Genomic DNA, 25629 nt, shown 5'->3' on the forward strand with positions numbered 1-25629 from the left:
GCGATTGGTTGATAGCTTGGCTAGCAAGGTCTTGATGAAGGGGAATGAGGCCATTGCCGAGGCCGCCATAAGGGGTGGCTGCAAATTTTTCTTTGGATACCCCATTACACCTCAAAATGAGATACCGGAGTACATGTCGAGAAGGCTGCCCGAGGTGGGCGGGGTTTATCTCCAGGCCGAGAGCGAGGTCGCCGCGATCAACATGGTTTATGGGGCGGCGGCCGCCGGCGCGCGGGTCATGACATCATCCTCGAGCCCCGGGATCAGCTTGAAACAGGAGGGTCTATCATACATCGCAGCCTGCGAGCTCCCGTGCGTTGTGGTTAATATGATGCGCGGCGGCCCTGGACTCGGGGGCATTCAGCCGTCGCAGTCCGATTACTTCCAGGCGACGAAGGGCGGGGGTCATGGGGACTACCGCCTGATAGTCTTTGGCCCGGCGTCCGTCCAGGAGGCCGCCGACATAACCGCCGAGGCATTCAGCATTGCAGATTACTACAGAAATCCGGTTATGATCCTCGGGGATGGGGCGCTCGGGCAGATGATGGAGCCTGTAGAATTCAGGCCGGTGGAGGAGCGGGAGCTATCACCGAAGACGTGGGCTGTCACGGGATCGAGGGGCCGGCGCCCCAATATCATCACCTCCCTCGAGCTCGAGCCGGCCCTGCTCGAAAAGCTCAATCTGCGCCTCGCCGCCAAATATGAGAAGATCGGGCGGGAGCTGGTCAGGTTCGATACATACAGGCTCGAGGACGCACACTGGGCCATAGTGGCCTACGGGATGATGGCCAGGGTCGCGCGGGCGGCTGTTGATAAGGCGCGTGCACGAGGGATAAAGGCCGGGCTCTTCCGGCCGATAAGCCTCTTTCCGTTCCCTTCGACCCCCCTGGCGAAGGTGGCGGAGCAGGTGCGGGGGTTCCTGGCGGTTGAGATGAGCATGGGGCAGATGGTCGAGGATGTAAAGCTAGCCGTCCTGGGGAGGCGCCCCGTTCACTTTTATGGGCGCGCGGGTGGCATAGTGCCCACGGCGCAGGAGATACTCCAGGCGTTGGAGGGTCTTGTTCGAGATAGGAATAAGGCATCTCGAGAGGGGGGAGACGCTGGTGCGGAAGGTTTTCGGACGACCGGAAGCTCTAACTGAAACCCCGACGCATTATTGCCCGGGGTGCACACATGGTATAGTCCACCGCATCGTGGCCGAGGTCATAGACGAGCTTGGCGTTAGGGAACGGACGGTGGGCGTTGTGCCGGTCGGGTGCGCCGTGTTCGCTTACTACTACTTCAATTGCGATATGATCGAGGCCTCACACGGGCGGGCTCCAGCTGTAGCGACTGGTATCAAGAGGGCGCTGCCTGATAGCGTCGTTTTTTCTTACCAGGGTGATGGTGACCTCGCCTCCATAGGAACCGCGGAGATCGTCCATGCCGCGGCGAGGGGCGAGAATATCTCCGTGATTTTCATTAATAATGCAATCTACGGTATGACTGGCGGCCAGATGGCGCCCACCACCCTCCCGGGTCAAAAGACCACGACATCGCCTGCCGGCCGTGATACAAGCAGGGCAGGCTACCCTATAAGGGTGTGCGAGATGCTCTCCACCCTCGACGGGGCGAGTTACATTGCGCGCGTGAGCTGCACGAGCCCGGCGAATGTCGCAAGGGCGAAACGCGCCGTGAGGGAGGCCTTTGAGGTGCAGCTGGCCGGGGGCGGTTTCAGCCTGGTCGAGTTCCTCTCGAGCTGCCCGACCAACTGGGGCATGACGCCAATCGAGGCGCTCAGGTGGATCGATAAGGAGATGTCCGCCTACTACCCGTTAGGGGAATACAAGGTTCCGAAGGTTCCGGAGGAGGCGAGCCAGGGTGGTTGAGGAAGTGATAATCGCAGGCTTCGGCGGTCAGGGCGTGATGGTGATGGGATACCTTCTGGCATATGCCGCGATGAGGGAAGGGAGAAACGTATCCTGGATCCCTTCCTATGGCCCGGAGATGCGCGGCGGCACTGCCAATTGCAGCGTGGTCATCTCCCCGGACTCGGAGGTTGCCTCGCCGATCGTGAGCGAGCCAACAACCCTTATAGCAATGAACCGGCCCTCCCTGGACAAGTTTGAGAGAATGCTGGTGCCGGGCGGCCTCCTGGTCGTAAACACCTCCCTGGTGGACAGGGAGCCTGAGCGGCGCGATATCGATTTGTTGGAGGTTCCAGCAAATGACATCGCCAACGAGCTGGGGAATATGCGCGTCGCCAACATGGTCCTCCTGGGAGCCTTTGTCGCGCGCAGGGGCTGCGTTGCCCCTGCATCGATAACCGCTTCCCTCGAAAAGGTCCTGCCTCCTCACCATCATAACCTCATACCCCTGAATGAGGAGGCTTTTGCAAAGGGGGCCACCCTCGCCGGGCGTAGCCGTGGCCTTAGGGCCTCACCAGGCCCTCGTCCCGCGTGAGCGGCTGCATGATCCCTATATGGCCGCCTATGGTTTCAACCTTCTTGCCCTCAATCAGGATTTGAACGCTCGTTATCCCTGGAAACTGGGTGAGGGTATTCACTATGGAGTAGACCATCAACTCCTCGGTGCGGCTCCCACCGGGGAAGCGTGTTTGTATATCCCTGCTGAAGTTCACATAAGCCGTACGGTCCTTTATGCTTACTCCAAGCACCCTTGTTTCAGCCGGGAGAAGCCTCTCCAGGTTGCTCCCGGGCGATGGCCCGCGGATAAGCTCCTCCAGTGCCCTCCTCGGGAGATCGGCAGCCTCCCCTGCAGCCCCTACCCCTATCTTGCGCCTCTCGGTGCCGAGATAGAAGTCTGTAGGGGTGCTCCGGGCAAAGTATAATACGACCTCCCTCGAGGATAGGGCTTTCAGCCTTTCGTCGAGCCGTCTTGCCGCCTCCGTAGCGGCCCGGGTCTCATTCTCGAGCCTGCCGACGGTCACCCTCAGGGTGGCCAGTTCTCTCTGGAGCCCTCCGAGCCTCGCGAGGGTATAGCCTGAAAGAATAAGGGAAGCTAAAACAAGGAGAAATAGCACTCTGTGGCCTTTCATACGGGTAATCGCCTCCTCTGTCGCACGATGGGGCCATTTTACGGGATAGGGCACCGAGACTACTATAGGGTATGATAAAATCGGGCGCCGGGTGTTTCCAGGACTTTTGCAGGACTAGGTTAACCTGGCAGTGGGCAATCTATGCAGGAGAAATCAGGTTTATATGGAATTAGGGGAATTACGGGAAGGGGGTGAAGACCGTGATCCGCGTGCGCACCGGCATCGTAAAGGCGATTAAGGCGAGCTACGATAGCGTAACTGAGGTCGTAGTTGAAGTCGAAGGGCTCCAGGAGCTCGCCGTGAACTACGACCCCCTGACCGGGCCGGTCAAGCCGGGGGATCGCGTTATCCTCAACACCACAGCCACCAGGCTTGCCCTCGGGAGCGGCGGGCACCATTTCGTCATGCATGTTGTCGGTAATGATGACCTTGACCCGCCTTCCCCTGGACATATTATAAAGCTTCGCTATACGCCGTGGCAAGTAAAGTGCCTCTCGGCTGAGGAGGAATCCAGCCCGGTCCGCAAGGAGCTTGAGGCGTTTGAAGGTCTGGATGCCATGCCGGTTGTGGTGGGAGAGCTCCACAGCATGGTGCCTGCGGCGTGCGCCGGCATAAGGGCTGCGGTCGCCCGGAGATTGCGAGTCGCCTACTTGATGACCGATGGCGGGGCCCTGCCAATAGCCTATAGCAAACTGGTAAGGGCTTTGAAGGATGCCGGTTTTCTCGACGTCACGATTACGGCGGGTAATGCCTTCGGCGGCGATTATGAAGTGATCAATATCTACTCTGGCCTTGCCGTCGCTAAAGCTGTCGGTGCCGATGTGGTCGTTGTTGCAATGGGGCCAGGCATCGCGGGGACGGGCACGAAATATGGTTTCAGCGGCATAGAGCAGGGGCAGGCAATAAACGCCGTGAATAGCCTGGGCGGGACGCCTGTTTTCATCCCCCGCATAAGCTTCGCAGACCCGCGCCCACGCCACAGGGGCCTCAGCCACCATACCCTGACCAACCTTCGCGAGGTGGCTGTGACGCCGGCTGTGGTGTGCCTGCCTGACCTCCCCCGCGAGAGGTGGCTGGTCCTGCGTTCCCAGCTTGATGACGGGGTCATCAGGAAGAAGCACGTGATCGTCACCGAGGACGGGGCCCCGGGTGTGAGCCTCCTCAAGGAGAGCGGGATTCCTGTGAGGACAATGGGCCGGGGCCTTGATGATGACCCCGAATTCTTCCTGGCTGCAGCAGCCGCAGGGAGCTTCGCCGCCAGGGTGGTTATGGGCTGCCGGTTTCGCATCCTCGGCGATGGAGAAACGCCTTAAGGGTTTCACCTGAGGATGATGATAGCAGGCGCTGGAGGATTATTCTTACATCCCCAGCTCGCCCTATGGCATATAGGGCGTCTTCCTTGAATACCAACTTGACCGCGGCGGCGGACGAGAACAGGGGGCTCAGCGCTGGTCGCATCAGCAGCACATCCTTTCGGAGTAATTTGGGTGCGCTATCATGTGAGTGCATCATATCTGGTGTTATATGCACCGATAGCGGGATTTATACATGTTTACCTAATATTACCTATATACACAATTATGTACAACAATGTAGAGGGATCCTGGAGGGATTTAGGCAAAATGAATGATAACATGCTATTCGAAGAGGCAAAAAGCACCAGCCCGATTTTCGCAGGCAAGATCATCAAGCTCAGGGTTGACACTGTGATACTACCGAACGGCAAGGAGGCCACGCGCGAGGTGATCGAGCACGCCCCCGCCGTCGCTATCGTCCCCATCACGGATGATGGGCAGGTGGTGTTTGTGCGCCAGTATCGCTACCCTGTTGGCGAGGTGCTTCTTGAGGTGCCCGCGGGGAAGCTGGATGATGGTGAGCCCCCCTCCGAGTGCGCGCTGAGGGAGCTTGAAGAGGAGACGGGGTTCACGGCGCGCAGCCTGGAGGAGGTTGGGGCCTTTTATACAACCCCCGGCTTCTCTAATGAACTGATGCACCTGTTTATTGCGCGGGATCTTTCGCGTCAGGCGCCCAGGCCGGACGAGGATGAATTTATCAGCACCGAGCTTATTCCCATTGAGCGCGCGCTCGCCATGGCCAAATCGGGTCAGATCCGCGACGCTAAGACCCTAGCGGGCCTGCTGATGCTCGATTGCACGCGAAATCAGGCGCCAGGTTGCGGGCAAAATCAGGGGTAATAACCGTTGCCCGTCCAACATAAACATGTAGGGAGTTACATCCCCGGTCGATGAGTCGCATATGAGTCAACTCGCATATAAGTCACATTGTGAGGAGCGGTCGGACATGTTCCTTGTTGGCGGGCTACCTGACGTTATCGATACGCACTTTCGCACGCACGTGCGCGTGTATGTGCTTGCCATCGTCATATTCATCATAGGGGTGGTTTTCGGCTCCCTGGCAATAAGAATCCTGACCCCTGCCCAGAAGACCGATCTCGCCCAGTACCTGACGGGCTTCTGCAAGAGCTTCGGCAGCGTCAACCCCATGACCAGGGCTGTCACGGCGAGGGAATCTTTTATAGGGAATACAAAGACCATGCTTATCGCGTGGTTGCTCGGGCTATCCATTGTGGGAGCGCCGTTCATACTCGTGATCCTCTTCATGCGGGGCTTCATGATAGGATTCACTGTAGGGTTCTTCGTCAACGAGTTGATGCTCAAGGGGGTGCTGTTCTCCCTTGCCTCTTTGTTCCCGCACAGCGTCATCGCTGTTCCCGCCATAATCATAGGGTGCGCAGGGGGCATGACGTTCGCCTTCTCCCTGGTGCGGGAGCATTACTCGAGTGAGCGGGCTGGTATGCGCTCTATCTTTGGATACTTCCCAGCGTTTATTATTCCAACCCTGGCGCTCATCCTCGCCGCGGCCCTGGTCGAAGCCTATATAACGCCGGTCTTCATCGCCGCGGCAACGAAATACCTTTTTTAACTCTCTTCGAATATGCCTGCCATTTGGAGGAATTCTAGTATAGGTATAGAAGTTAATGTAGAAGTTGATTATCTTCCATCCGGAGGGGTGGAATCTTTGAGCGCTCTCATCAAGGAGTTCCTCGCTTACCTGGCAGTTGAGAAAGGCCTCGCCGGAAATACGCTTGAGTCGTATGGTCGAGATCTCCGGCAGTTTGTCTCGTTTATCCAGGAGCGCAAGGGCATCGCCCCCGAGGAGGCCACGCAAGCCACGGTCGTCTCCTACCTTGCTGACCTCCGCCTTCGTGGGCGCGCGCCTGCGACGCTCTCGAGGACCCTCGCCGCCCTCAAAGCTTTTTATCAATACCTGGTCAGGGAACACGGGTTGACGCGGGACCCCACAAGCAACCTCGAGTCCCCGCGCCAGGAGAAAAGGTTGCCGCGCGTCCTGACGGTCCAGGAGGTGACGGCTCTCTTGAATGCGCCCGTGCCGCGCGATGCCGCCGGCATCCGGGACAGGGCCATGCTCGAACTCCTTTACGCCACGGGGATAAGGGTATCGGAGCTGGTGAATCTCAAGATTGACGATGTAAACCTCACCCTGGGCTACGTTCGCTGTTTTGGCAAGGGTTCCAAGGAGAGGATCGTTCCGCTTGGCCGGATCGCCGCAGAGTGCACTGAGCGGTACATCAGGGATGGGAGGAGCAAATTGTCGAGGGAGAGCAGTGGCTCATGGTTATTCTTAAATCAACATGGCCATAGACTCACGCGGCAGGGTTTCTGGAAGATATTGAAGAAGTATGCGGCGCAAATTGGAATAAAGAAGGAGATAACCCCGCATACGCTGCGTCATTCCTTTGCCACGCACCTGTTGGAGCGGGGGGCGGATTTGAGGTCCGTCCAGGAGATGCTGGGGCATGCTGACATCTCCACGACGCAGATATATACCCACCTGACCAAGGGAAAGCTAAAGGAGGTATATAACAAGACCCACCCGAGGGCATAGATAGCGGGCATGGATATAACAGAGGAACGGTAACTTCAGGAAATTGAGCGCCAAGGGGGTGAGCGACTCTGGGGAATCGGGTGATTTCTCGCGTTGTGCTCCTAGTCCTCGACGGCGTTGGGATCGGGGAGCTGCCCGATGCTGCCGGGTACGGGGATGAAGGCAGCAATACCATAATTAACACAGCAAGATCTTTTGGGGGTTTGAATCTTCCAAACCTCAGGTTGATGGGGCTCGGCAATATCGCCTCGGAGCTCGTGGGGAGCCAGATACCGGGGACAGCGCCTGTCCAGTCTCCCCGGGCCTCCTACGGGAGAATGGCCGAGCGATCGCCGGGCAAGGATACGGTGACCGGGCACTGGGAGCTCTGCGGGGTGATCCTGGACCGGCCGTTTCCTCTTTACCCTCATGGTTTCCCCCCGGAGGTCATAGAGCCTTTCGAACGCGCCATAGGCAGGAAGGTGCTCGGCAACAAGGCGGCATCGGGGACGGAGATAATCAAGGAACTGGGCGAGGAGCATATGGCGACGGGGAGGCCGATTATCTACACATCGGCCGACAGCGTCTTTCAGATCGCTTGTCATGAGAGCATCGTCCCTGTGGAAGAACTCTACCGGATGTGCGAGATCGCGCGGGGGATGCTCACCGGCGACCACGGCGTGGGGAGGGTGATAGCGCGCCCGTTTGCCGGCGAGCCCGGCAACTTCTGGAGGACCGAAAGGCGCAGGGATTATTCTATAGCCCCGCCAAGGAAAACCCTCCTGGATTTCGCAGCCGGGCAGGACCTGGATGTCATCGCAGTGGGCAAGATCGAGGATATCTTCTCGATGAGGGGTATAACCAGGTCCCTGCACACGACGAATAATCATGACACCCTTGACGCCATCGCGAGGTTCCTATCTAAAGATTGGCATGGCATTCTCTTCGCAAACTGCATAGATTTTGATATGCTCTACGGGCATAGAAATGATGTCCCGGGATTCGCTAGGGCGCTCGAGGAGGTTGACGCGAGGATCGGGGACCTGGCGCCGAGACTGCGAGATTCCGACGTGCTGGTTATAACCGCCGATCATGGCTGCGATCCCACCACCCCCAGCACGGATCACTCGAGGGAGCACGTGCCCTTGCTCATTTACGGCAAGCCCATTCGACCGGGCGTATCAGTGGGAACGCGCGGGACCTTCGCCGACCTGGGCGCCACTATAGCCGATATGCTGGGCGTGAACGCGGCAATAGACGGGACAAGCTGCGCGCATCTTTTCCTCCGGGCCGCCCGGCCGGGCGAAACAGAGCTGCAGAGCCGGGCCGGTGTGCGGTAGCCGCCCGGTCCGGGCATATTCACGTCGTCCCTGGAATATCTTTTTTAGAGAAAATGGGAGAGGGGGACGACGTTGTGCTCAGGAGCTTCTTTATCCCTCCCCGCGCTGGGAGGAACGCCGCATGGACTGTCTCTTTGCTGTTTATGCTGGTATGTTTTGCTGTCATTCCGGTGGTAACGGCGCCTCCGTGTTACGCGGAACAACCACCCGCGCAGTCGCAGCCGCAGTCTCAGCCGCAGCCGCAGTCACAACCGCGCCTTGAGATATCGGCTCCGTCCGCCATTCTAATGGAGGCAAGCTCGGGCAGGGTTCTTTACGAGAAGGATGCTCACAAGCGGATGCCGCCGGCGAGCATCACCAAGATCATGACGATGCTCATGGTGATGGAGGCGCTTGAGGCAGGCAAGATAAGCCTGAATGACAAGGTTATTGCGAGCGAACACGCTTGTAGCATGGGGGGGTCGCAGGTTTGGCTTGAGCCCGGGGAAGAGATGCTGCTATCAGATATGTTGAAGGCCATAGCGATAGTATCAGCCAACGACTGTTCAGTTGCTGTGGCGGAGCATATAGCAGGGGCCGAGGAGATATTCGTGGATATGATGAACGCCCGGGCCAGGGAGCTCGGTATGAAGGATACCCATTTCGTCAACGCCACAGGGCTTCCTCACCCGGACCATTACACGAGCGCATATGATATCGCGCTTATGTCCCGGGAGCTCTTGAAACACCCCATGGTTCACGAATGGTTCACCACCTGGATCGATTACTTGCGGGATGGGAAGAACATCCTTGTGAATACTAACCGGCTCATAAAGGATTATAAGGGTGCAGATGGGCTGAAGACAGGGTACACGGAGGAGGCGAAGTATTGTCTTGCGGCGACTGCGAAGCGGGATGGGCTCAGACTGATCTCGGTCGTTCTGGGTGTCGAGGATTCAAAGACGCGGTTCAATGAGGCTGCCCGGCTGCTGGATTACGGGTTCAGATACTATGTCGGCGTCGAGGTCGCCCGGGCAGGGGATATCGTAACTCAGAGCCCGGTCCGGCGCGGCGTGGCCGAAACAGTCTCGGCCGTGGCAAAGGGTTCTCTCACGGCGCTTGCCCCCCGCGGTGAAGAGAAGAAGATCAAGACGGAGATCCGGCTGGAGGAGAAGATCACGGCGCCTGTAACGAAAGGTCAGAAGGTCGGCGAACTCGTAGCCCTGCTGGATGGGGAGGAGGTCGCCCGGATTGACTTGGTGGCTGGCGAGGATGTCAGGAAGGCGAATATCTTCCAGATGTTCATCCGCATGATACGAGACCTCTTCAGGACGCTGTTTGGCCGGGGTAAATGAAGGCGAGACAGTATGAAAGACACCATAAAAGACACCATACTCGAAGGGTATAGAAGGGTATAAAGGTTATGTATAAAGGTTATATGGGTTATTTATATAGGTGATGATGATGATATAGAAGGAAAACACCTGTGCGTTGACGAATAGGGAAAATAGCGGCAACAGAGGCAACAAAGGAAAGCTGCAAGGAAACAAAGGAAGGTTGCCGCAGCAAGGGGGTATGGGCGTGAGGCTTGAAACGTACAGGTGTGGAAGGAGCCTGGTGGTGCGGCTCGGGGGCGAGCTTGACTTGAAGACAGCGGGGGAGTTCCGGGATGCTGTTGATCACGAGCTTGACCGTCACGGGCAAATTCAAAATATTGTGCTCATTTTCAACGAGGTGACGTTCATAGATAGTTCCGGGCTGGGCGCGATTCTGGGGCGCTACAAGCGGGCAAGTCAGATGGGAGGCAAGCTGGTGGCCGCGGGGCTCACACCGCAAATCAGGAAGATATTTGAGCTATCTGGCCTCCTGAAGATAATACCTGTATGCGATTCGGAGAGCCAGGCTCTGGGGCTCGTTTAGGGGGGCCGGACAGTGGGGGGCAGGAACGCATTTAAGCTCGAGTTTCCCGGGATACCGGAAAATGTGGAATTTGCACGGGTCACCGTTGCTTGCTTTGCATCGCAGCTCGGGGGCTTCACCCTTGAGGAGCTTGACGACATCCGGCTCGTAACCTCCGAGGCCGTCTCCAACGCTATCATCCATGGCTATCATGAACATGCGGGACCGGTGTACATCAGCGGGAGCATTTGCGATGGCGCTCTAGAGGTCATTGTCGAGGACAAGGGCAGGGGAATCGAGGACATTGAAAAGGCCAGGCAGCCTGCATATACTACAAGCCCCGACAGGCTGGGGATGGGGCTTACGATCATAGAAGCTCTCGTGGACGAGCTTATAATCCTCTCAGAGCCCGGGAACGGGACCAGGCTCATCATGCGCAAGCAACCGGCTCATGAAGCCCATGATGGTTCGCACGCGAAGAGATGCGGGGAAGGCTCGGGGAAGGCTTATGAATTCTAACAGGCAGGGCTGCGGGTTCAAGCTGCCGGTCCCGATGGTGGATGTGTTGCCCCATGATAAGCTCATCGAGTCTATCGCCAGAGTGAGGGCGGGCGATAAGGGGGCGCGGGAGCTCGTCGCGAGGTCGAACCTCAAGCTGGTGATGAGCCTTGTCCAGCGATTCCAGGGCAGGGGGATAGACGCAGACGAGCTCTTTCAGGTTGGCTGCGTTGGCCTTATGAAGGCAATAGACAAATTTGACCCGGCCTATGGTGTACAATTCTCGACCTACGCTGTCCCGGTGATCCTGGGGGAGATAAAGCGGTACCTGAGGGATAACGGGCCGGTAAAAGTGAGCCGGGCGACCAGAGAGCTAGCCTCCTGCGTAGCCCGGACCCGGGGGGAGCTCGCCGCATCCCTGGGGAGGGAACCCACCATAGATGAGATCGCCTCCGCGCTTGATATATCGAGGGAGCAAATTATCGAATCCATAGAGGCTATGCGTCCCGTGATCCATATGTTCGACGTGGTGGCGGACGATGGTGAGGATGATAAGCTCCGGGTTATAGACCAGGTTGGGTCCGGCGACGACTTTGATGCAGAGAGCGTCGAGCTGCTGGCGCTGAAAGATGCTTTAGCTAAATTAGACGAAATAGAAAGAAGCGTTGTTCTAATGAGATACTTTAGGGATATGAACCAGGTGGACGTGGCGAGGAGGCTTGGAATATCCCAGGCGCAGGTTTCACGGCTGGAGAAGCGTGCTCTGAAACGCATGAGGGATTGCATGGCGGTGTGAAGTTAAAGGGCAGCGATCTGGAAAGTCGGGGAAGGCTAGAAAAGCGTCACGGTAAACGGGTGAACAGGTGAAAGGGAGGTGATTCCTCTCTTTTTTATCTCTTTCAATATCCATCTTATATTTCGCCGGGTGGGCACGGTTATGGGATTCCTGTGGAAATGTTGCAGGGGATTTAACCGAATTAAAGCGTGATATGGTGAACATACTAAGCCCGAAACATCCTGAGGCTGAAGCACCGGCTGGGATCAGCCAGATGGATCAGCCGGGTGCAACTCGGCTTGGTGCAACGCTATTCTGACTTGGGCTTGATTGCGAAAGGGGTGAACAGATATGACCGTTGTGAAGGTTATTGAATTGCTCGGTGAATCCCAGACTAGCTGGGATGACGCTGTGAGGAGCGCAGTAAGAGAGGCGTCGAAGACTGTCCGGAATATCTCCGGTGTCGAGGTTACAAATATGACGGCGAGCGTGGAAAACGGCAACATCACCAAGTATAAGGCAAACGTCCAGGTCGCTTTTGCAGTGAACGGGACCTAAGTTCTGGTTCCTTAATTTGTACGAATTTGTCAGCAATTTCCAGGACTTACGGTATTACGTCACAGGGGTTGCCGGTGCTTGCGTGACGGGGCCTTTGAAATTTGGCAAGGCCCTCGCGCCAGATTTCAACGGAGGCGCGCCGCAAGCGCGCCGTCCCCGGAGCGCAACACCGGCAACCCCTGGATGATGCCGAGCTGCGGGCTGAGGAGGTATCTAGATGGCTAGCAAGCAAGATGAGGAGCAGCGAAAGAAGGCCGCATATCAGAAGCTGGTTGCTCAAAAGAAGCCCAAACCACGATCATTGCGTAATTTCGTGGTGGCATTTACCGTCGGCGGGCTGATATGCCTCGTCGGGCAGGTCATCCTCTCGCTCTTTATCTCCCGGGGAATGAGCCAGGACCAGGCCAGTGCGCCAACCCTGGCCGTGATGATATTCCTTGGGGCACTGGCCACAGGGCTGGGCATTTACGATAATCTCGGTGAGTTTGCAGGAGCGGGTGCTGCAGTGCCTATAACGGGCTTCTCCAATACAATCGTCGCAGCAGCCATGGATTTCAAGCGAGAGGGTTACGTGCTCGGCATGGGCGCCAAGATGTTCCTAATAGCGGGCCCGGTGATTGTATTCGGGATCATAACCGCGATCATTGTTGGAGCGGTCCGCATGATTGCCCTGATCGCCAGATGACCGCTAGCAACTGAGACGTGGGCGGATTACAGATGCGGGTCCGGATGCAGGTTATGCCGGTATTGTAGGCTAATTGTAGACTAATTATGGGCACGGAGCATAGACAAATTTAGACAATAATGTGGGGGGTGAAAGGGTGGCCTCGAAGAGGGTAGGAAAAAGGACGATCAGGTTACAGAATCCACCTTTTATTATAGCCGCGGGGACCGTAGTCGGGCCACAGGAAGGCAAGGGCCCCCTGGCGGGCGAGTTCGACGTTGTGTCCCCGAATTGCACCCTTGGCCAGAAAACGCCTGAGCAGGCAGAAAGCCGGTTCCTCCAGGAGGCTGCGAAAATAGCCCTTGACAAGGCTGGGTTGCAGCCTCACCAGGTTGATTACATGCTGGCCGGGGACCTTTTGAATCAGATAATCTCATCAAGCTTTGCCGCGAGGCAACTGGCCATGCCTTACCTGGGCCTTTACGGCGCCTGTTCAACCTTTGCGGAGGGGCTTGGGCTGGGGAGCATGATAGTAGATGGGGGATTTGCTGATAAGGTGCTGGTAGCGGTCTCCAGTCATTACCAGGGCGCGGAACGACAGTACCGGTACCCGATAGAGCTGAATATCCAGAGGAAGTTGACGGCAAGCTATACCGTAACCGGCGCAGGGGCAGCCCTGCTCTCAAACCAGGGATCGGGCACGAGGGTCACCCTCGTGACCATAGGTGCAGTTATGGATATGGGGATCAAGGATCCCAATGATATGGGTTCAGCCATGGCTCCAGCAGCAGCTGACACGTTGTTCTGGCATTTCTCTGATACTGGAACAAGGCCCGAGGATTATGATATGATCCTTACAGGGGACCTTGGCCGGGTCGGTAGGATTATGCTGCTTGAGGTCTTAAAGGATAAGGGTATTATGCTGGGGGACAACTACAATGACTGCGGCCTTATGATCTACTCCGACAAGCAAAACGTCGGAGCCGGCGGGAGCGGGTGCGCATGTTCGGCCGTTGTCACACTCGGCCATATCATGAGGCGCATGCAAAATGGAGAGCTGCACAAGGTCCTGCTCGCCTCAACGGGAGCCCTCTTGAGTCCCCTTTCATCCCAACAGGGTGAATCCGTGCCGGGGATTGCACACGCTATTGTCCTGGAAAGGTAGGAGGAATCTCATGACATATCTCATGGCATTTCTGATAGGCGGGTTGATCTGTGGAATCGGCCAGGTGATTCTCGATCATACCAAGCTGACGCCCGGGCACATGCTTGTGGCGTTTACAATGGCCGGGGCCCTGCTGGGCGGCCTTGGCGTGTATGAGCGGCTCCTCAAGATAGCCGGTGCCGGCGCCCTGGTCCCTGTTTCAGGGTTCGGGGCCTCACTCGTGAGGGGGGCCCTGGTCGAGGCGGGCAGGCTTGGGTGGATAGGGCTCTTCACAGGCGTCTTCGAGTTTACTGGCCTCGGGCTTGCCTCTGCGATTTTTTTCGGGTTCCTGATAGCTCTGATCTTTAACCCGAGATCATAGGGGTTGCCATAGGGGTTACGCCAGAAGGAATACCGGGAGGGATGAAGGAGTTTTTGTTTTAAGAAAGAATATGTACAGGCGGTCGAGTTTGTGGAATTAAATTCCATAACAGGATCGCGGTTTACGAGGTGAGCGTTACATGGGCGTGACAGTAGGAATTCCCCGCGCCCTTCTCTATTATCTCTACTATCCCATGTGGAATACCTTTTTTGAAGAGCTGGGGGCCAACGTCGTAATTTCAAAGGCTACAAACAAGCGCATAATGGACCTCGGGGTCAAAGCCACAGTTGACGAGGCGTGCCTGCCTGTAAAGGTATTCCACGGTCACGTTCTTGACCTCGCCGAGCCAGGGAATGTTGATTTCATTTTCATCCCGCGAATCGTCAGCGTCGAGAGAAGGGCCTATATCTGTCCAAAGTTCATGGGCCTGCCGGATATGGTCAGGAACAGTATAAGGTCGCTGCCGCCGGTTCTGGATACCTGTATCGATCTGAGCAAGGGCGACAGGGGATATGAAAGGGCGATCCTCGACCTCGGGAGGCGGCTTGGGGCGCGGTCCTCGCGTATCCGGAGGGCTTATGAGCTGGCTACTTCGAGGTTGAAGGAGTTCGAGAAAACCCTGCAGGCAGGCAAGCTCCCTGATGAAGCCTTGCGTCTCATCGGGCTCGGGGTTGGCGGTGGGCCGGCCGGCGAGCTCGCTGGGGCGAGTGGATGCAGCGAGGCGGCGGCAGCCGAGGGCGACGATGGCGTCCTCTCCATCGCTGTGCTCGGCCATCCGTATAATATCTACGACAATTATATAAGCATGTCCATTATTCCCAGGCTCCAGAAGATGGGCGTGAGGGTAGTAACAGCGGAGATGATACCTGAGGAGGTCACCGAGGCTGCGAGCCAGAAGCTACAAAAGAAGCGGCTCTTCTGGACCCTCGGGCGGCGTCTCCTGGGAGCGGCTGTTCATCTCATCGAGAGCGGCGGGATTGATGGATGTCTCTATGTGAGCTCTTTCGGATGCGGCCCGGATTCGCTTGTTGGGGAGCTAATTGAAAGGGGGGTAAAGCGCGAAGGGGCGTTTCCATTTATGATGGTTACTATCGATGAGCAGACAGGTGAGGCCGGGGTGGTGACGCGCCTCGAGGCCTTTATCGATATGATCCGTCGAAGGCAGGCCGGCTGAAGATGAAAGTTACGTTTCCTCATATGGGCAACCTTTATATACCGCTGAGAGCCCTTTTCGAAAACCTTGGTCTCACGGTGATAGTCCCTCCAAGATCGAGCAAGAGAACTCTGACCCTCGGCACGCTACACTCCCCGGAATTTGCGTGCCTTCCGCTCAAGGTCAACGTGGGGAACTTCATTGAAGCATTCGAGCTCGGCGCTGACGCCGTGATAATGGCAGGTGGTGTCGGCCCCTGCCGTTTCGGGTATTATGGCGAGGTCGAGAAGGAGATTCTCGAGGACCTCGGCTACGATTTTGAGATGTTCATCATAGAGCCGCCGCAGGGGAGGTTTCGTGAGGTTCTGCATGAGCTGGGGCGGCTTGTAGGGAGGGTCACAGCGCGCCAGGTCATCCATGCGGTGCGCATCGCCTGGGAAAAGCTTTCAGCCGTGGAGGCGCTGGAGAAGCTGGCGGCCAGGGTGAGGGCCAGGGAGATACAGAAGGGGAGCACGACGAGGGCGTTGACTCAGGCTCTCAAGGATATCGATGAGGCCGCGAAGCTGAGCGAGGTGAGGACGGCACGTCTCGACGGCCTCTCAACCATCAACAACGTGCCGCAACGAGAGGACTACGACCCGCTGCGCGTCGGCATTGTTGGTGAAATATATGTGGTGCTCGAGCCATTCGTGAACCTCGATGTCGAGCGGGAACTCGGGGAGATGGGGGTTGAGGTCGACCGGTCGATATACCTTGGCGACTGGATAGGCGTCCATGTAATCAGGGATGCTTTGCGTTTCGGGAAGGGGAGCCTGAACAAGGTCAGGGAGCTTGCCAGACCCTACCTGCGGCACTTTGTCGGCGGGCACGGGATCGAGAGCGTGGGACATTCGGTTGAGTATGCGAGAAGGGGCTTTGATGGGGTAGTCCACCTTGCGCCTTTCACATGCATGCCCGAGATTGTTGCCGAGAGCATCTTGCCCAGGGTGAGCAAGGATCTGGACATCCCCATAATGACACTGGTATTTGATGAGCACTCAGCAGACGCCGGGGTCGTTACGCGTCTTGAGGCCTTTGTCGACCTCATAGCCAGGCGACGAAGCCGCCTAGCTAAGAACCTGGGGGAGGAGAAACATGCGGGGATATATCGGAGTTGACGTGGGATCTGTTAGCACTAATGTTGTTGCCATAGATGACGAGGTGAATGTAATCGAGAAGGTTTACCTGAGAACCCAGGGACAGCCCATCAAGGTCGTGCAGGAGGGCTTGAAGGCCATCGCAGAGAAGTGTGGCGATATTGAGATCGCCGGGGCCGGGACCACAGGCAGCGGCCGGAGGCTGGCCAGCGTCATCGTGGGTGCTGATTGCGTCAAGAATGAAATAACAGCCCACGCGATTGCGGCCTCGCACGCAGTGCCTGGCGTCCAGACCGTGTTCGAGATCGGCGGCCAGGATTCGAAGATCATCATCCTGAGAAACGGGGTAGTTATCGATTTCGCCATGAATACGGTCTGCGCCGCAGGGACCGGGTCATTCCTCGACCACCAGGCGATGAGGCTCAATATACCGATAGAGCAATTCGGGGACCTGGCGCTGAAGGCCGAGGTCCCCGTCAGGATCGCCGGCAGGTGTGCCGTCTTTGCCGAGTCGGATATGATTCACAAGCAACAGATGGGCCACAGGATCGAGGATATCGTCTGCGGGCTATGTGAAGCGCTGGTCAGGAACTACCTGAACAACGTAGGAAAGGGCAAGGATATCTTACCCCCTGTAGTATTCCAGGGGGGCGTCGCGGCCAACGCCGGGATGAAGAGGGCATTCGAAAAGGCTCTCGGCGAGGCTGTCATTGTGCCGGAGCATTATAATGTCATGGGTGCGATTGGCGCTGCTATCCTGGCAGCGGAAGAGGTAAAACGCAGGGGAACCAAGACCCTATTTCGCGGGTTCGAGGTTGTGGATGATGACTTCGAGGCCCGGAGCTTTGAGTGTAAAGGCTGCCCCAACCGGTGCGAGGTAATCAATATCATTAGGGATGGGGATACGATAGCCCGCTGGGGCGATAGGTGCGGGAAGTGGGAGGCTCTTTGAAATTCCTTGACGCTGGCTGTTTTCCATGTTAGTATAATATAGAAAATGGTGGCTTCGATCTCGAGCTAAGCGGGGCGTGCGCACGGTCGATGGGTCGATGGGACAGTACCCGTTGATCGTTTTTTTATAGCGCAGGAATTGTCACGAAGTTAAGTGATGACGCAGGAAGAGTGATAACGCAGGAAAAAGGAAGGGGCTTGGACTTCCAGATGGATTTCTACGGTACAATGCGAATAAACGATAAGGGACATCTCGAAATAGGGGGATGCGATACCATCGATCTGGCCGGGGAATACGGGACGCCGCTTTACGTAATGGACGAGAAGGCCATTCGCGGGGAGTGCCGGGCATTCCGCAGGGCACTGGAAACCCGGCATGCCAACAGCGAGGTGATATACGCGGGCAAGGCGTTCTCGACGATGGCCATGTGCAGGATCGTCGATGAGGAAGGGCTCGGCCTGGATGTTGCCTCGGGGGGAGAGATTATCACAGCCCTCAAAGCCGGCTTCCCAGCCGGTAGGATATACTTCCACGGGAACAATAAGAGCAGGTCCGATCTGGAGATGGCCCTGCGGGCCCGGATAGGCCGGTTTATGGTGGATAACCTCTATGAGCTCGAGATGCTCCATGACCTCGCCAGGCAGCTCAGGATCAGGGCTCACGTGGATTTCCGGGTGACGCCGGGGGTTGAGGCGCATACACACGAATACATCCGGACGGGACAGCTCGATTCCAAATTTGGGCTGGGCCTGCAAAACGGCCAGGCCATGATGGCGATCGAGAAGGCCCTAGCCATGGAGGGCATAGTGGTACACGGGCTTCACTGCCATATCGGCTCTCAGATATTTGAACTCGAGTCCTTCAAAGTGGCCTGTGAGCTAATGGTGGACTTCATGGCAAGGGTCAGGCGGGAAACGGGCTTCACATGTGAGGAGCTCAACCTGGGGGGCGGCCTTGGCGTGCGCTATGTGGAGGGTGATGTAAGGGCGAGTGTTGAGGATTACGCCGACCTGGTTGTAAGCACCCTCTACAGGAAGGCAGGAGAACACAACCTGCCGGTTCCGAAGCTCCTGGTTGAACCCGGTCGCTATATCGTGGGGCAGGCAGGCACGACGCTTTATACTGTCGGGTCAATAAAGGATATACCCGGCATCCGGAAGTATATCGCCGTGGACGGGGGTTATACTGACAACCCCCGGGTGGCGCTCTATGGCGCGAAGTACCAGGTTATAGTTGCAAACAAGGCCAACTGCGACCCTGTGGAGACCGTGACGATAGCCGGGAGATGCTGCGAGTCCGGGGATATGCTGGCCTGGGATGTCCGGCTGCCCAAACTCGAGCCCGGTGATATCCTGGCCTTCCTCACCACCGGGGCCTATCAATACTCGATGTCGAGCAATTACAACCGGTTCGCCCGGCCCGCGGTGGTATTTGTGCGGGACGGCGAGGTTGGCCTGGTGGTGGAGCGAGAGAGCTATGAGGATGTCATCACCCATGACAGGATCCCGCAGAGGTTGCTGAAGGGGGCTTTTAAGGAGCCAGAACTCGAGGCAAGGACTGACGCGATGGTATCGCGGGTCTAGGAAGCCCGGGAGGCGCGGGTGTGAGAGAATCGGGCGGATGAAGTGGGAATCGGGCAAATCAGGAAGAGGAGGATGGCGAGACTAGGTGCAAAGTATTGCTTCGATACTGATAACTCTCCCAATAATCCTTTTCGCGCTCACGGTGCATGAGTATGCCCATGGCATGGTCGCGAACGGCCTCGGCGATCCAACGGCGCGGATGCAGGGGAGGCTGACGCTGAACCCCCTGGCTCACCTGGACGTGATCGGCACCTTGATGCTCATTGTAACGCAGAGGTTTGGATGGGCCAAACCGGTGCCTATAAACCCGGCCTACTTCAAGGATTGGCGCAGGGGGATCATGCTGGTTGGCCTTGCGGGGCCCCTGGCCAACGTCACGCTCGCCTTCATAGCGGCCCTGCCCTTGAGATTTGGGGCGCCTCTGACGCCGGTTATAAGGTTTCTCCTGGAGATGACTGTTTATATCAACCTGGGACTCGCCGCCTTCAACCTTATACCGCTCCCCCCCCTTGACGGGTCCAGGGTGGTCATGGGGCTCTTGAGGGGCCGTTACTCTTACAGTTATGCCCAACTTGAGGCGTATGGCCCGTTTATCTTGATGTTGCTCATCCTCACGGGGGCCACAGGCTATATCATTATGCCCATATGGTTTCTCTTGAGGAGAATCGTGCTGGGATGGTAGGCCCGGGGTTAGATATTTAGAGATGTCCGCCATGCAGTGAGGGGGAAGGAATGGATGGGAAAGCCACGAGTCTTCAGCGGGATGAGGCCGACAGGCAGGCTTCAATTAGGAAACTACTTCGGCGCGCTCAAAAACTGGGTAGATATGCAGGACGACTATGAATGCTATTTCGGGGTCGTCGACTGGCACGCCCTCACTACAGGATATGAGGATACCAGCGAGATAAGGGATAATACGAGGGAAATGGTTGTTGACTGGCTGGCTGCCGGGCTCGATCCTGAGAAAAGCGTTATAATCCGCCAGTCTGATATAAAGGAGCATGCTGAGCTCCAGTTGCTTTTTTCCATGATAACCCCCCTGGGCTGGCTGGAGCGGTGCCCGACTTACAAGGAACAGCTTCACCAGCTTGAAGGCCGGGATATCATGACCTACGGCTTCCTCGGTTACCCGGTTTTGATGGCTGCCGATATCCTGGCATATAAAGCAGAGGCCGTCCCGGTGGGTGAGGACCAGCTCCCTCATGTGGAGCTGACGCGCGAGATAGCCCGGCGTTTCAATTTCCTTTATAAACCTGTTTTCCCTGAGCCCCAGGCGCTATTAAACAGGGACGTCACCCTGCTGCCCGGGATCGACGGGAGGAAGATGAGCAAGAGCTACGGGAATTACATCCTTATGTCCGCGGAGCCTGGGGAGGTTGAGGAGAGGGTCGGGATGATGGTGACAGATCCTGAGCGCATAAGGCGCACAGATCCAGGACATCCAGGCGTGTGTACGGTTTATGCCTTCCACAAGGTGTTCTCAGGCGAGGAGCTCCCCCAGATAGAGGCTGACTGCATAGGCGCCAGGATCGGGTGCGTGGAATGCAAGAAACGCCTGGGCCAAGCCCTTAACCGGGCTCTCGAGCCGGTCAGGGAGAAGCGCCGCGCCCTGGTGGCCAATCCCGAACTGGTTGAGGATATCCTCAGGGATGGGGCGAAAAGGGCGAGGGCCGTGGCTGGCAGGACGCTCGAAGAGGTCCGGAGCGCCATGAGAATATAACAATACCGGGCAACACCGCGCCAGCGGCGATGGATGCGCTGGACCGGGAGGCCGGGATCGGCGAATGGCGATTGATTGGAGGACGGCGATCTATGCCAGCACCTCTCAGGAAACTGCAGCGCGGGACCGGCGGCGTTGCCGGCGACGAGCTCACGGATCTTCTTTCCAAAATTGAAGCGCGGGAAGTCGATATCGTCGAGGTATCCATCTCCGATATCGCAAGCCGCATTCTCGACCGGGCGTTCCCGCCGGGCGGCCAGGGCCAGGGGCAGGGGAGCGGTAGTGAAATTGATATAGACTCATTGAGCGAGGTGCTTGTCAAGCTCTCCGAGTTGGTGCAGCTAAAGGTGCGAAAGATCCTGCCACCCGATCCGCCGGCGGCGCTTGACGATGCCGCTTCAATCGGGTTGTTCCAGGACGGCCTGGAGCAGGACGCGGACCCGGGCGGTGAGGACGACCGCAGCGGTAGCGGTGAGCTTTTGGCCCGCCTCATGCAGTACCGGGTCTTCAGGGACGCCGCGGTGGAGCTTGAGAGACGCGAGGAATTGTGGAGGAATGTGTATACCCGCACGGATTTAGCTGGTCCGTGCCTGGCTCCGGCTGAGAATAGAGGGGTGAACCCCGGCGGTCCCGGAGCCGCGGACGCCGGTGAGGGGGTCCTCAATAAGGATGTTCTCCGGCAGCTTCTTGATGAACTGCGTGAGGTGCTGGACGCCGACCCCGAGGAAGCCTTGCGCCATATCCCGCTTGAGGAGATGCCCATAGTCGATAAAATGGAGGAAGTGATGGCGCAGGTCGAGAAAAAGGGGGTCACAACGTTCAGGGATTTGTTTTCCCCGCGTTCAACCCGCGTCGAGATCATCGCCACGTTTCTGGCCATTCTGGAGCTTATACGCCTTATGAAGCTTACCGTCTCCCAGGAGGGGCGCTTCGGAAAGATCGTAATCAGCAAGGCGTAGTATGTAGTATTGTCTGATAGCTCTAGCTACCCAATTGCTGCCTGAGAAAGTACAGGGGTGTATGTTGCTATGGATGTCGATGAGGCAAGGAGAGTAGTAGAGGCTCTTATTTTTGCCTCGACCCGACCGCTCAGGGCGGAGGAGATAGCCCAGGTTATCGGGTTTGATGTCGAGCCCACAATTGCTTTAATCCACCAGATTAAATCCGAATATGATTCAACGCACCGCGGCATCCAGGTGGTAGAGGTCGCCGGGGGCTACCAGATGGCAACCCGGCCCGATCTGGCCCCTTATATTGAGAAAATCGAAAGGGCCCCGAGGGGACAGGGCCTTTCTCGCGCCGCTCTCGAAACGCTGGCTGTGATCGCGTATAAGCAGCCCATCACCCGCAGCGAGATAGAGGCCTTACGGGGAGTGCGCGTTGATGCGGTGCTTGCGACCCTCCTTGAGCGTGGCCTCATCCGCGAGGTCGGGCGGAAGGAGACTCTAGGGAGGCCGATCCTTTACGGCACCACACCCGAGTTCCTCCGTTATTTTGGGATGAAATCCCTCTCCGAGCTTCCCGAATTGAAGACTCCAGGCAGGTCGAATACCCAACCACAAACTGGTTAAACTAATTTTAAACTAATTATAGGGCATGACCGGGAAGGCATGACGAAGGGACTATGCCAGAAGGGAGCTCGCCGTTTTGCATGTGGAGCGTGCGCTTTATATCATTTTTGCGCTCCTGGGCTTCATCATCATTCTTTCCTTTGTCCCAATTGAGCTTACCATAATCTACGCGCGCGAGCAGGGGAAGGATCACCTTGATCTGCTTCTCGGCTTCTTCAACGGCGTGTTCAGATTTCGCGCGCTAAGCCTCCGGCACCCCGCCCGGCTCCTCGTCGATCGAATCCTACAACGTTTTGGACTGGCGGGCCTTTCAGGGCAAATACCACCAGGGGATACAAAAGGTCAAAGACGGCCAAAAGCAAAAGGGACGCTGGTGACCCGCGTGGGGTGGAGAGCTAAAAGCCTTATATTGGATTTTTTCAAGATGGAGCTGGCCAGAGATGGCCTGCCTTGCAGGGACTTCGAGGTTAGCCTGAATGTCGGCGCGGGCGATGCGGCGCTCACGGGGATGCTCGTCGGGGGCTTGTGGGCCGCGACTTCACCTGCCATCTTTAGTCTTGGGAAATTCATTAAATTTGGGAAGCGAAGGCCCAGGATCAGCATCAAACCCGACTTCTCCGCGCGCCGGCTCGACGTGAGGTTTCGCTGTATATTAGTGCTAAACGTCGGTTATATTATCTTGCGAAGTATTGTTCGTCGTGCAGGTGTTCTTCTCAAGAAGGGGGTTCAATTATATGGCAGCTCACCCTATTGAGGGTCTGATGAAGACCGCTATGGAGAGCATAAAGGAAATGGTTGATGTAAATACAATTCTGGGTGATCCAGTTGAGACGCCGGATGGCAGCGTTATACTCCCGGTCTCCCGGGTGAGCTTCGGGTTTGCGGCGGGCGGCAGTGAGTTCGTCGAGACAGGACCTGTCATGGCTGCGACGGGAGCGTCCCAGGGTCAGGAGGAACAGGGGGCGCCTGAGGACATGATGGCGGCCGCGCACCCGTTCGGTGGTGGGAGCGGTGCTGGAATATCCGTACAGCCGGTCGCGTTTCTCGTGGTGGGCCATGGTCAGGTGCGTTGCCTGCCTGTCGATGGCGGTGCAATACTGGACCGCATTATCGACCTGGCTCCACAGCTCCTTGGGCAACTCCAGGGCCAGGGCGGGCTCGGGCGCCCGGGTCGCAGGGAGGCTATAGCGAGTCCAAATGTCCAGGGAGGGGTGCAGTAGGGCGGCAGGGCGCAGTAGCGGCAGGCAATAGGCCGGCCTGGCAACCTGCGAGGCTCCTAAAACCGTTTTGACAGCCATTCCCCGTTGTAGTATATTAAACTCGTTGAGGACCGACTAGGAGAATATACCAGGGGGATGGTTATGGTAAAGCAGTTTGCTGTCATAGGTCTCGGGCGTTTCGGGGTCAGTGTCGGGAAGACGCTCGCGAAGCTTGGGCATGAGGTGCTCGCTATAGATAAGAACCAGGACACCGTGCAGCATGTGGCAAATATTTTTACACATGCGGTCCAGGCTGATGCCACAGACGAGGAGGCCCTGAAGGCTCTCGGGATTCGAAACGTGGATGTCGCCATAGTTGCGATCGCCCAGGATATCCAGTCGAGCATTCTCGCTACCCTGGCGCTGAAAAGCCTTGGGGTCAAGTATGTTGTTGCCAAGGCTCACGATGAGTTACATGGCAAAGTACTCGAGAAGGTCGGGGCGGATAGGGTCATTTACCCTGAGCGCGATATGGGCATAAGGGTGGCAAATAATCTCGTTTCCTCAAATATCCTGGATTATATTGAGCTGTCTCCTGACTACAGTATTATCGAGGTCGTTGCAACGGATGAGTTTGCGGATAGGTCCCTGCGCGAGCTCAACCTGCGGGCAAAGTATGGTATAACTGTCGTAGCTATCAAGAGCGGCACCGAAATCAAGGTTTCCCCTGGGGCCGATGATAAGATTCACAGGGGCGATATCCTAGTAGTGCTGGGTAGAAACGAGAATCTCGACCGGCTGCAAAAGCTCTGGTAAAAGCTCTGGGAGTGGCCAGGTGGTTTGAAGCTATATGGAACGCCTCCAGAAAGCGCTCGCCAAGGCAGGGGTTGCTTCGCGTCGCCGGGCTGAGGAATTGATACTTGAGGGAAGGGTAAGGGTTAATGGTGAGGTTGTGACGGCCCTTGGCACCAGGGTAGAGCCTGGCGTGGATGAAATAAGGGTCGACGGGCGCGTCATCGCCTGCCATGTCCCGAGGGTGTATCTTGCCCTGAATAAGCCCCGGGGGTATGTCACGACAACCCGCGATCCCCAGGGGCGGCCTACAGTCCTTGACCTGATCCCGGATGTCAGGATGCGCGTTTTCCCCGTAGGAAGGCTCGACTCTGATACAGAGGGTCTTCTTATTTTGACCAATGATGGTGATTTCGCCTATGCGCTTACCCACCCGAAGCATGAGGTCCCAAGGACTTATATAGCGTGGGTTTCAGGTCTCCCGGCAGAGGCCAGCCTCGAAGCGCTCCGGAATGGGGTCATACTTGAGGATGGCCCGACCGCCCCAGCCGATGTCAGGGTGCTGGGCCGGCATAGGAGGGGCGTCGTCCTGCAGCTCAGGATTCACGAGGGCCGCAAGAGGCAGGTGCGGCGCATGTGCAAGGCTGTGGGGCACCCCGTCCTGGCATTGAGGCGCGTTGCGATAGGCCCGCTTCGCCTCGATGACCTGGGGATCGATGTCGGCGGCTACCGGTTTCTGACCCCTGACGAGGTCAGGCCCTTGCTTGATGTCGCGCATGCTGTGCGCGCTGTAGCGCGTGATGCAGGTATAGCGCGGTGACGCAAGTGCAGTGCGATGATGTGTTAAGTTGATGATGTGTCAACTCGCGGCGATGTAAGTAAAAGTAAGTTAAGTAATGCGGGTGATATAGGTGAATGTCAGGGGCATCCTCACCATCCTGGGAACATGGTTTCTGAGGGCGTCGATCCTGGCTTTTATTTTGTTGGTTCTATCCCAGGGCGCGCTGACATTTGAGGCTGCGAGGGTTTTTCTTTGCAGGGTCGAGAGATTCGAGGGGAGACCTGCACTGCGCGGGGCTCCGCCGGACCCGGGCTGGATCACCCCGCGTGGTTCACACAAATAAAAGTATAGAACCTCTTGGAAACGTGAGCATTAATCCCTTGCGAACCAGGTAAATCTGTGTTAGACTAATTTTTGTCGGGAGCTTTGCTTATAATCGGGTAAAGAGGTTTACACAGGGTTTATCAGACGTGGTGCTGAATGACAGCTGCAAGTGCAGGGAGCTGGCGTGTACCGCATGACAAGAGTGGTAGGGCGGTACCGGTTAGTGGATCTGATCT

The 25629-nt window shown here is 57.1% G+C and carries 30 protein-coding genes; 29 read left to right on the plus strand and 1 reads right to left on the minus strand.

The window, feature by feature from the left end; translation table 11 throughout:
* The first annotated feature begins 34 nt into the window (after positions 1-34).
* From HPY71_02050 to HPY71_02060, 3 genes are read left to right on the plus strand one after another with little or no spacing between them, the layout of a single operon-like run.
* A complete protein-coding gene (locus HPY71_02050) occupies positions 35-1141 on the plus strand; it encodes a 3-methyl-2-oxobutanoate dehydrogenase subunit VorB (protein ID NPV52288.1) in 1107 nt (368 codons plus the stop codon).
* The gene (locus HPY71_02055; GenBank protein NPV52289.1) at positions 1101-1868 is read left to right on the plus strand and encodes a 2-oxoglutarate oxidoreductase; all 768 of its coding nucleotides are present in this window, start codon (positions 1101-1103) and stop codon (positions 1866-1868) included. The genes HPY71_02050 and HPY71_02055 overlap by 41 nt, the downstream gene beginning before the upstream one ends.
* Positions 1861-2442 carry a 2-oxoacid:acceptor oxidoreductase family protein gene (locus HPY71_02060; protein NPV52290.1) on the plus strand — a complete coding sequence of 194 codons (582 nt, stop codon included), beginning with the start codon at positions 1861-1863 and terminating at the stop codon, positions 2440-2442. Before HPY71_02055 ends, HPY71_02060 begins: the two co-directional genes overlap by 8 nt.
* Here the strand turns inward: HPY71_02060 and HPY71_02065 are convergent.
* On the minus strand, positions 2411-3037 hold the full coding sequence (locus HPY71_02065; GenBank protein ID NPV52291.1) for a GerMN domain-containing protein: 627 nt from the start codon (positions 3035-3037) through the stop codon (positions 2411-2413). The genes HPY71_02060 and HPY71_02065 overlap by 32 nt on opposite strands.
* 200 nt (positions 3038-3237) lie before the next feature.
* Between HPY71_02065 and HPY71_02070 the strand changes: the two genes are divergently transcribed.
* The 26 genes from HPY71_02070 (at position 3238) to HPY71_02195 (ending at position 25412) form a co-directional block, all read left to right on the plus strand.
* The gene (locus HPY71_02070; GenBank protein NPV52292.1) at positions 3238-4350 is read left to right on the plus strand and encodes a DUF3866 family protein; all 1113 of its coding nucleotides are present in this window, start codon (positions 3238-3240) and stop codon (positions 4348-4350) included.
* A 309-nt stretch (positions 4351-4659) separates the two neighbouring features.
* Positions 4660-5232, plus strand: coding sequence for an NUDIX hydrolase (locus HPY71_02075; protein ID NPV52293.1), 573 nt, complete (start codon positions 4660-4662; stop codon positions 5230-5232).
* Between the two features lie 106 nt (positions 5233-5338).
* Positions 5339-5980, plus strand: coding sequence for a stage II sporulation protein M (spoIIM, locus tag HPY71_02080; GenBank protein NPV52294.1), 642 nt, complete (start codon positions 5339-5341; stop codon positions 5978-5980).
* 96 nt (positions 5981-6076) lie between these two features.
* Entirely contained in the window at positions 6077-6964 is an 888-nt protein-coding gene (xerD, locus tag HPY71_02085) for a site-specific tyrosine recombinase XerD (protein NPV52295.1), read from the plus strand.
* A gap of 83 nt (positions 6965-7047) precedes the next feature.
* On the plus strand, positions 7048-8283 hold the full coding sequence (locus HPY71_02090) for a phosphopentomutase (GenBank protein ID NPV52296.1): 1236 nt from the start codon (positions 7048-7050) through the stop codon (positions 8281-8283).
* 53 nt (positions 8284-8336) lie between these two features.
* Complete coding sequence (locus HPY71_02095; GenBank protein NPV52297.1) at positions 8337-9617, plus strand: D-alanyl-D-alanine carboxypeptidase; 1281 nt, start codon at positions 8337-8339, stop codon at positions 9615-9617.
* Positions 9618-9837: 220 nt separating this feature from the next.
* Complete coding sequence (locus HPY71_02100; protein ID NPV52298.1) at positions 9838-10182, plus strand: anti-sigma factor antagonist; 345 nt, start codon at positions 9838-9840, stop codon at positions 10180-10182.
* Between the two features lie 12 nt (positions 10183-10194).
* Positions 10195-10680 (plus strand): anti-sigma F factor, encoded by a 486-nt coding sequence (locus HPY71_02105; protein NPV52299.1) that lies wholly within the window; start codon positions 10195-10197, stop codon positions 10678-10680.
* A gap of 34 nt (positions 10681-10714) precedes the next feature.
* Positions 10715-11455 carry a SigB/SigF/SigG family RNA polymerase sigma factor gene (locus HPY71_02110; GenBank protein NPV52300.1) on the plus strand — a complete coding sequence of 247 codons (741 nt, stop codon included), beginning with the start codon at positions 10715-10717 and terminating at the stop codon, positions 11453-11455.
* Between the two features lie 330 nt (positions 11456-11785).
* Positions 11786-11992, plus strand: a complete 207-nt coding sequence (locus HPY71_02115; GenBank protein NPV52301.1) for a dodecin domain-containing protein — start codon at positions 11786-11788, stop codon at positions 11990-11992.
* 217 nt (positions 11993-12209) lie between these two features.
* Positions 12210-12677: a stage V sporulation protein AC gene (spoVAC, locus tag HPY71_02120; GenBank protein NPV52302.1), complete on the plus strand. Its 468-nt coding sequence runs from the start codon at positions 12210-12212 to the stop codon at positions 12675-12677.
* Positions 12678-12813: 136 nt separating this feature from the next.
* Positions 12814-13821, plus strand: coding sequence for a stage V sporulation protein AD (gene spoVAD / locus HPY71_02125; protein ID NPV52303.1), 1008 nt, complete (start codon positions 12814-12816; stop codon positions 13819-13821).
* Positions 13822-13831: 10 nt separating this feature from the next.
* Complete coding sequence (gene spoVAE, locus HPY71_02130) at positions 13832-14182, plus strand: stage V sporulation protein AE (protein NPV52304.1); 351 nt, start codon at positions 13832-13834, stop codon at positions 14180-14182.
* A 139-nt stretch (positions 14183-14321) separates the two neighbouring features.
* The gene (locus HPY71_02135) at positions 14322-15356 is read left to right on the plus strand and encodes a hypothetical protein (GenBank protein NPV52305.1); all 1035 of its coding nucleotides are present in this window, start codon (positions 14322-14324) and stop codon (positions 15354-15356) included.
* 2 nt (positions 15357-15358) lie between these two features.
* A complete protein-coding gene (locus HPY71_02140; protein ID NPV52306.1) occupies positions 15359-16492 on the plus strand; it encodes a CoA protein activase in 1134 nt (377 codons plus the stop codon).
* Positions 16470-17423 carry a 2-hydroxyglutaryl-CoA dehydratase gene (locus HPY71_02145; protein ID NPV52307.1) on the plus strand — a complete coding sequence of 318 codons (954 nt, stop codon included), beginning with the start codon at positions 16470-16472 and terminating at the stop codon, positions 17421-17423. Before HPY71_02140 ends, HPY71_02145 begins: the two co-directional genes overlap by 23 nt.
* Before the next feature lie 209 nt (positions 17424-17632).
* A complete protein-coding gene (gene lysA / locus HPY71_02150; GenBank protein ID NPV52308.1) occupies positions 17633-19006 on the plus strand; it encodes a diaminopimelate decarboxylase in 1374 nt (457 codons plus the stop codon).
* Between the two features lie 163 nt (positions 19007-19169).
* Entirely contained in the window at positions 19170-19688 is a 519-nt protein-coding gene (locus tag HPY71_02155; protein NPV52309.1) for a site-2 protease family protein, read from the plus strand.
* Positions 19689-19742: 54 nt separating this feature from the next.
* Complete coding sequence (trpS, locus tag HPY71_02160) at positions 19743-20726, plus strand: tryptophan--tRNA ligase (GenBank protein NPV52310.1); 984 nt, start codon at positions 19743-19745, stop codon at positions 20724-20726.
* 92 nt (positions 20727-20818) lie between these two features.
* Positions 20819-21685: a hypothetical protein gene (locus HPY71_02165; protein ID NPV52311.1), complete on the plus strand. Its 867-nt coding sequence runs from the start codon at positions 20819-20821 to the stop codon at positions 21683-21685.
* 69 nt (positions 21686-21754) lie between these two features.
* Entirely contained in the window at positions 21755-22297 is a 543-nt protein-coding gene (gene scpB / locus HPY71_02170; GenBank protein ID NPV52312.1) for an SMC-Scp complex subunit ScpB, read from the plus strand.
* A gap of 76 nt (positions 22298-22373) precedes the next feature.
* Entirely contained in the window at positions 22374-23051 is a 678-nt protein-coding gene (locus HPY71_02175; GenBank protein ID NPV52313.1) for a DUF2953 domain-containing protein, read from the plus strand.
* Complete coding sequence (gene ytfJ / locus HPY71_02180; protein NPV52314.1) at positions 23032-23517, plus strand: sporulation protein YtfJ; 486 nt, start codon at positions 23032-23034, stop codon at positions 23515-23517. Before HPY71_02175 ends, ytfJ begins: the two co-directional genes overlap by 20 nt.
* A 141-nt stretch (positions 23518-23658) precedes the next feature.
* A complete protein-coding gene (locus HPY71_02185; protein NPV52315.1) occupies positions 23659-24312 on the plus strand; it encodes a TrkA family potassium uptake protein in 654 nt (217 codons plus the stop codon).
* Between the two features lie 34 nt (positions 24313-24346).
* Positions 24347-25108 carry an rRNA pseudouridine synthase gene (locus tag HPY71_02190; GenBank protein ID NPV52316.1) on the plus strand — a complete coding sequence of 254 codons (762 nt, stop codon included), beginning with the start codon at positions 24347-24349 and terminating at the stop codon, positions 25106-25108.
* 91 nt (positions 25109-25199) lie between these two features.
* A complete protein-coding gene (locus HPY71_02195; protein ID NPV52317.1) occupies positions 25200-25412 on the plus strand; it encodes a hypothetical protein in 213 nt (70 codons plus the stop codon).
* The last annotated feature ends 217 nt before the right edge of the window (positions 25413-25629 follow it).

Source organism: Bacillota bacterium, from assembly GCA_013178125.1.
GTDB lineage: Bacteria > Bacillota > SHA-98 > Ch115 > JABLXJ01 > JABLXL01.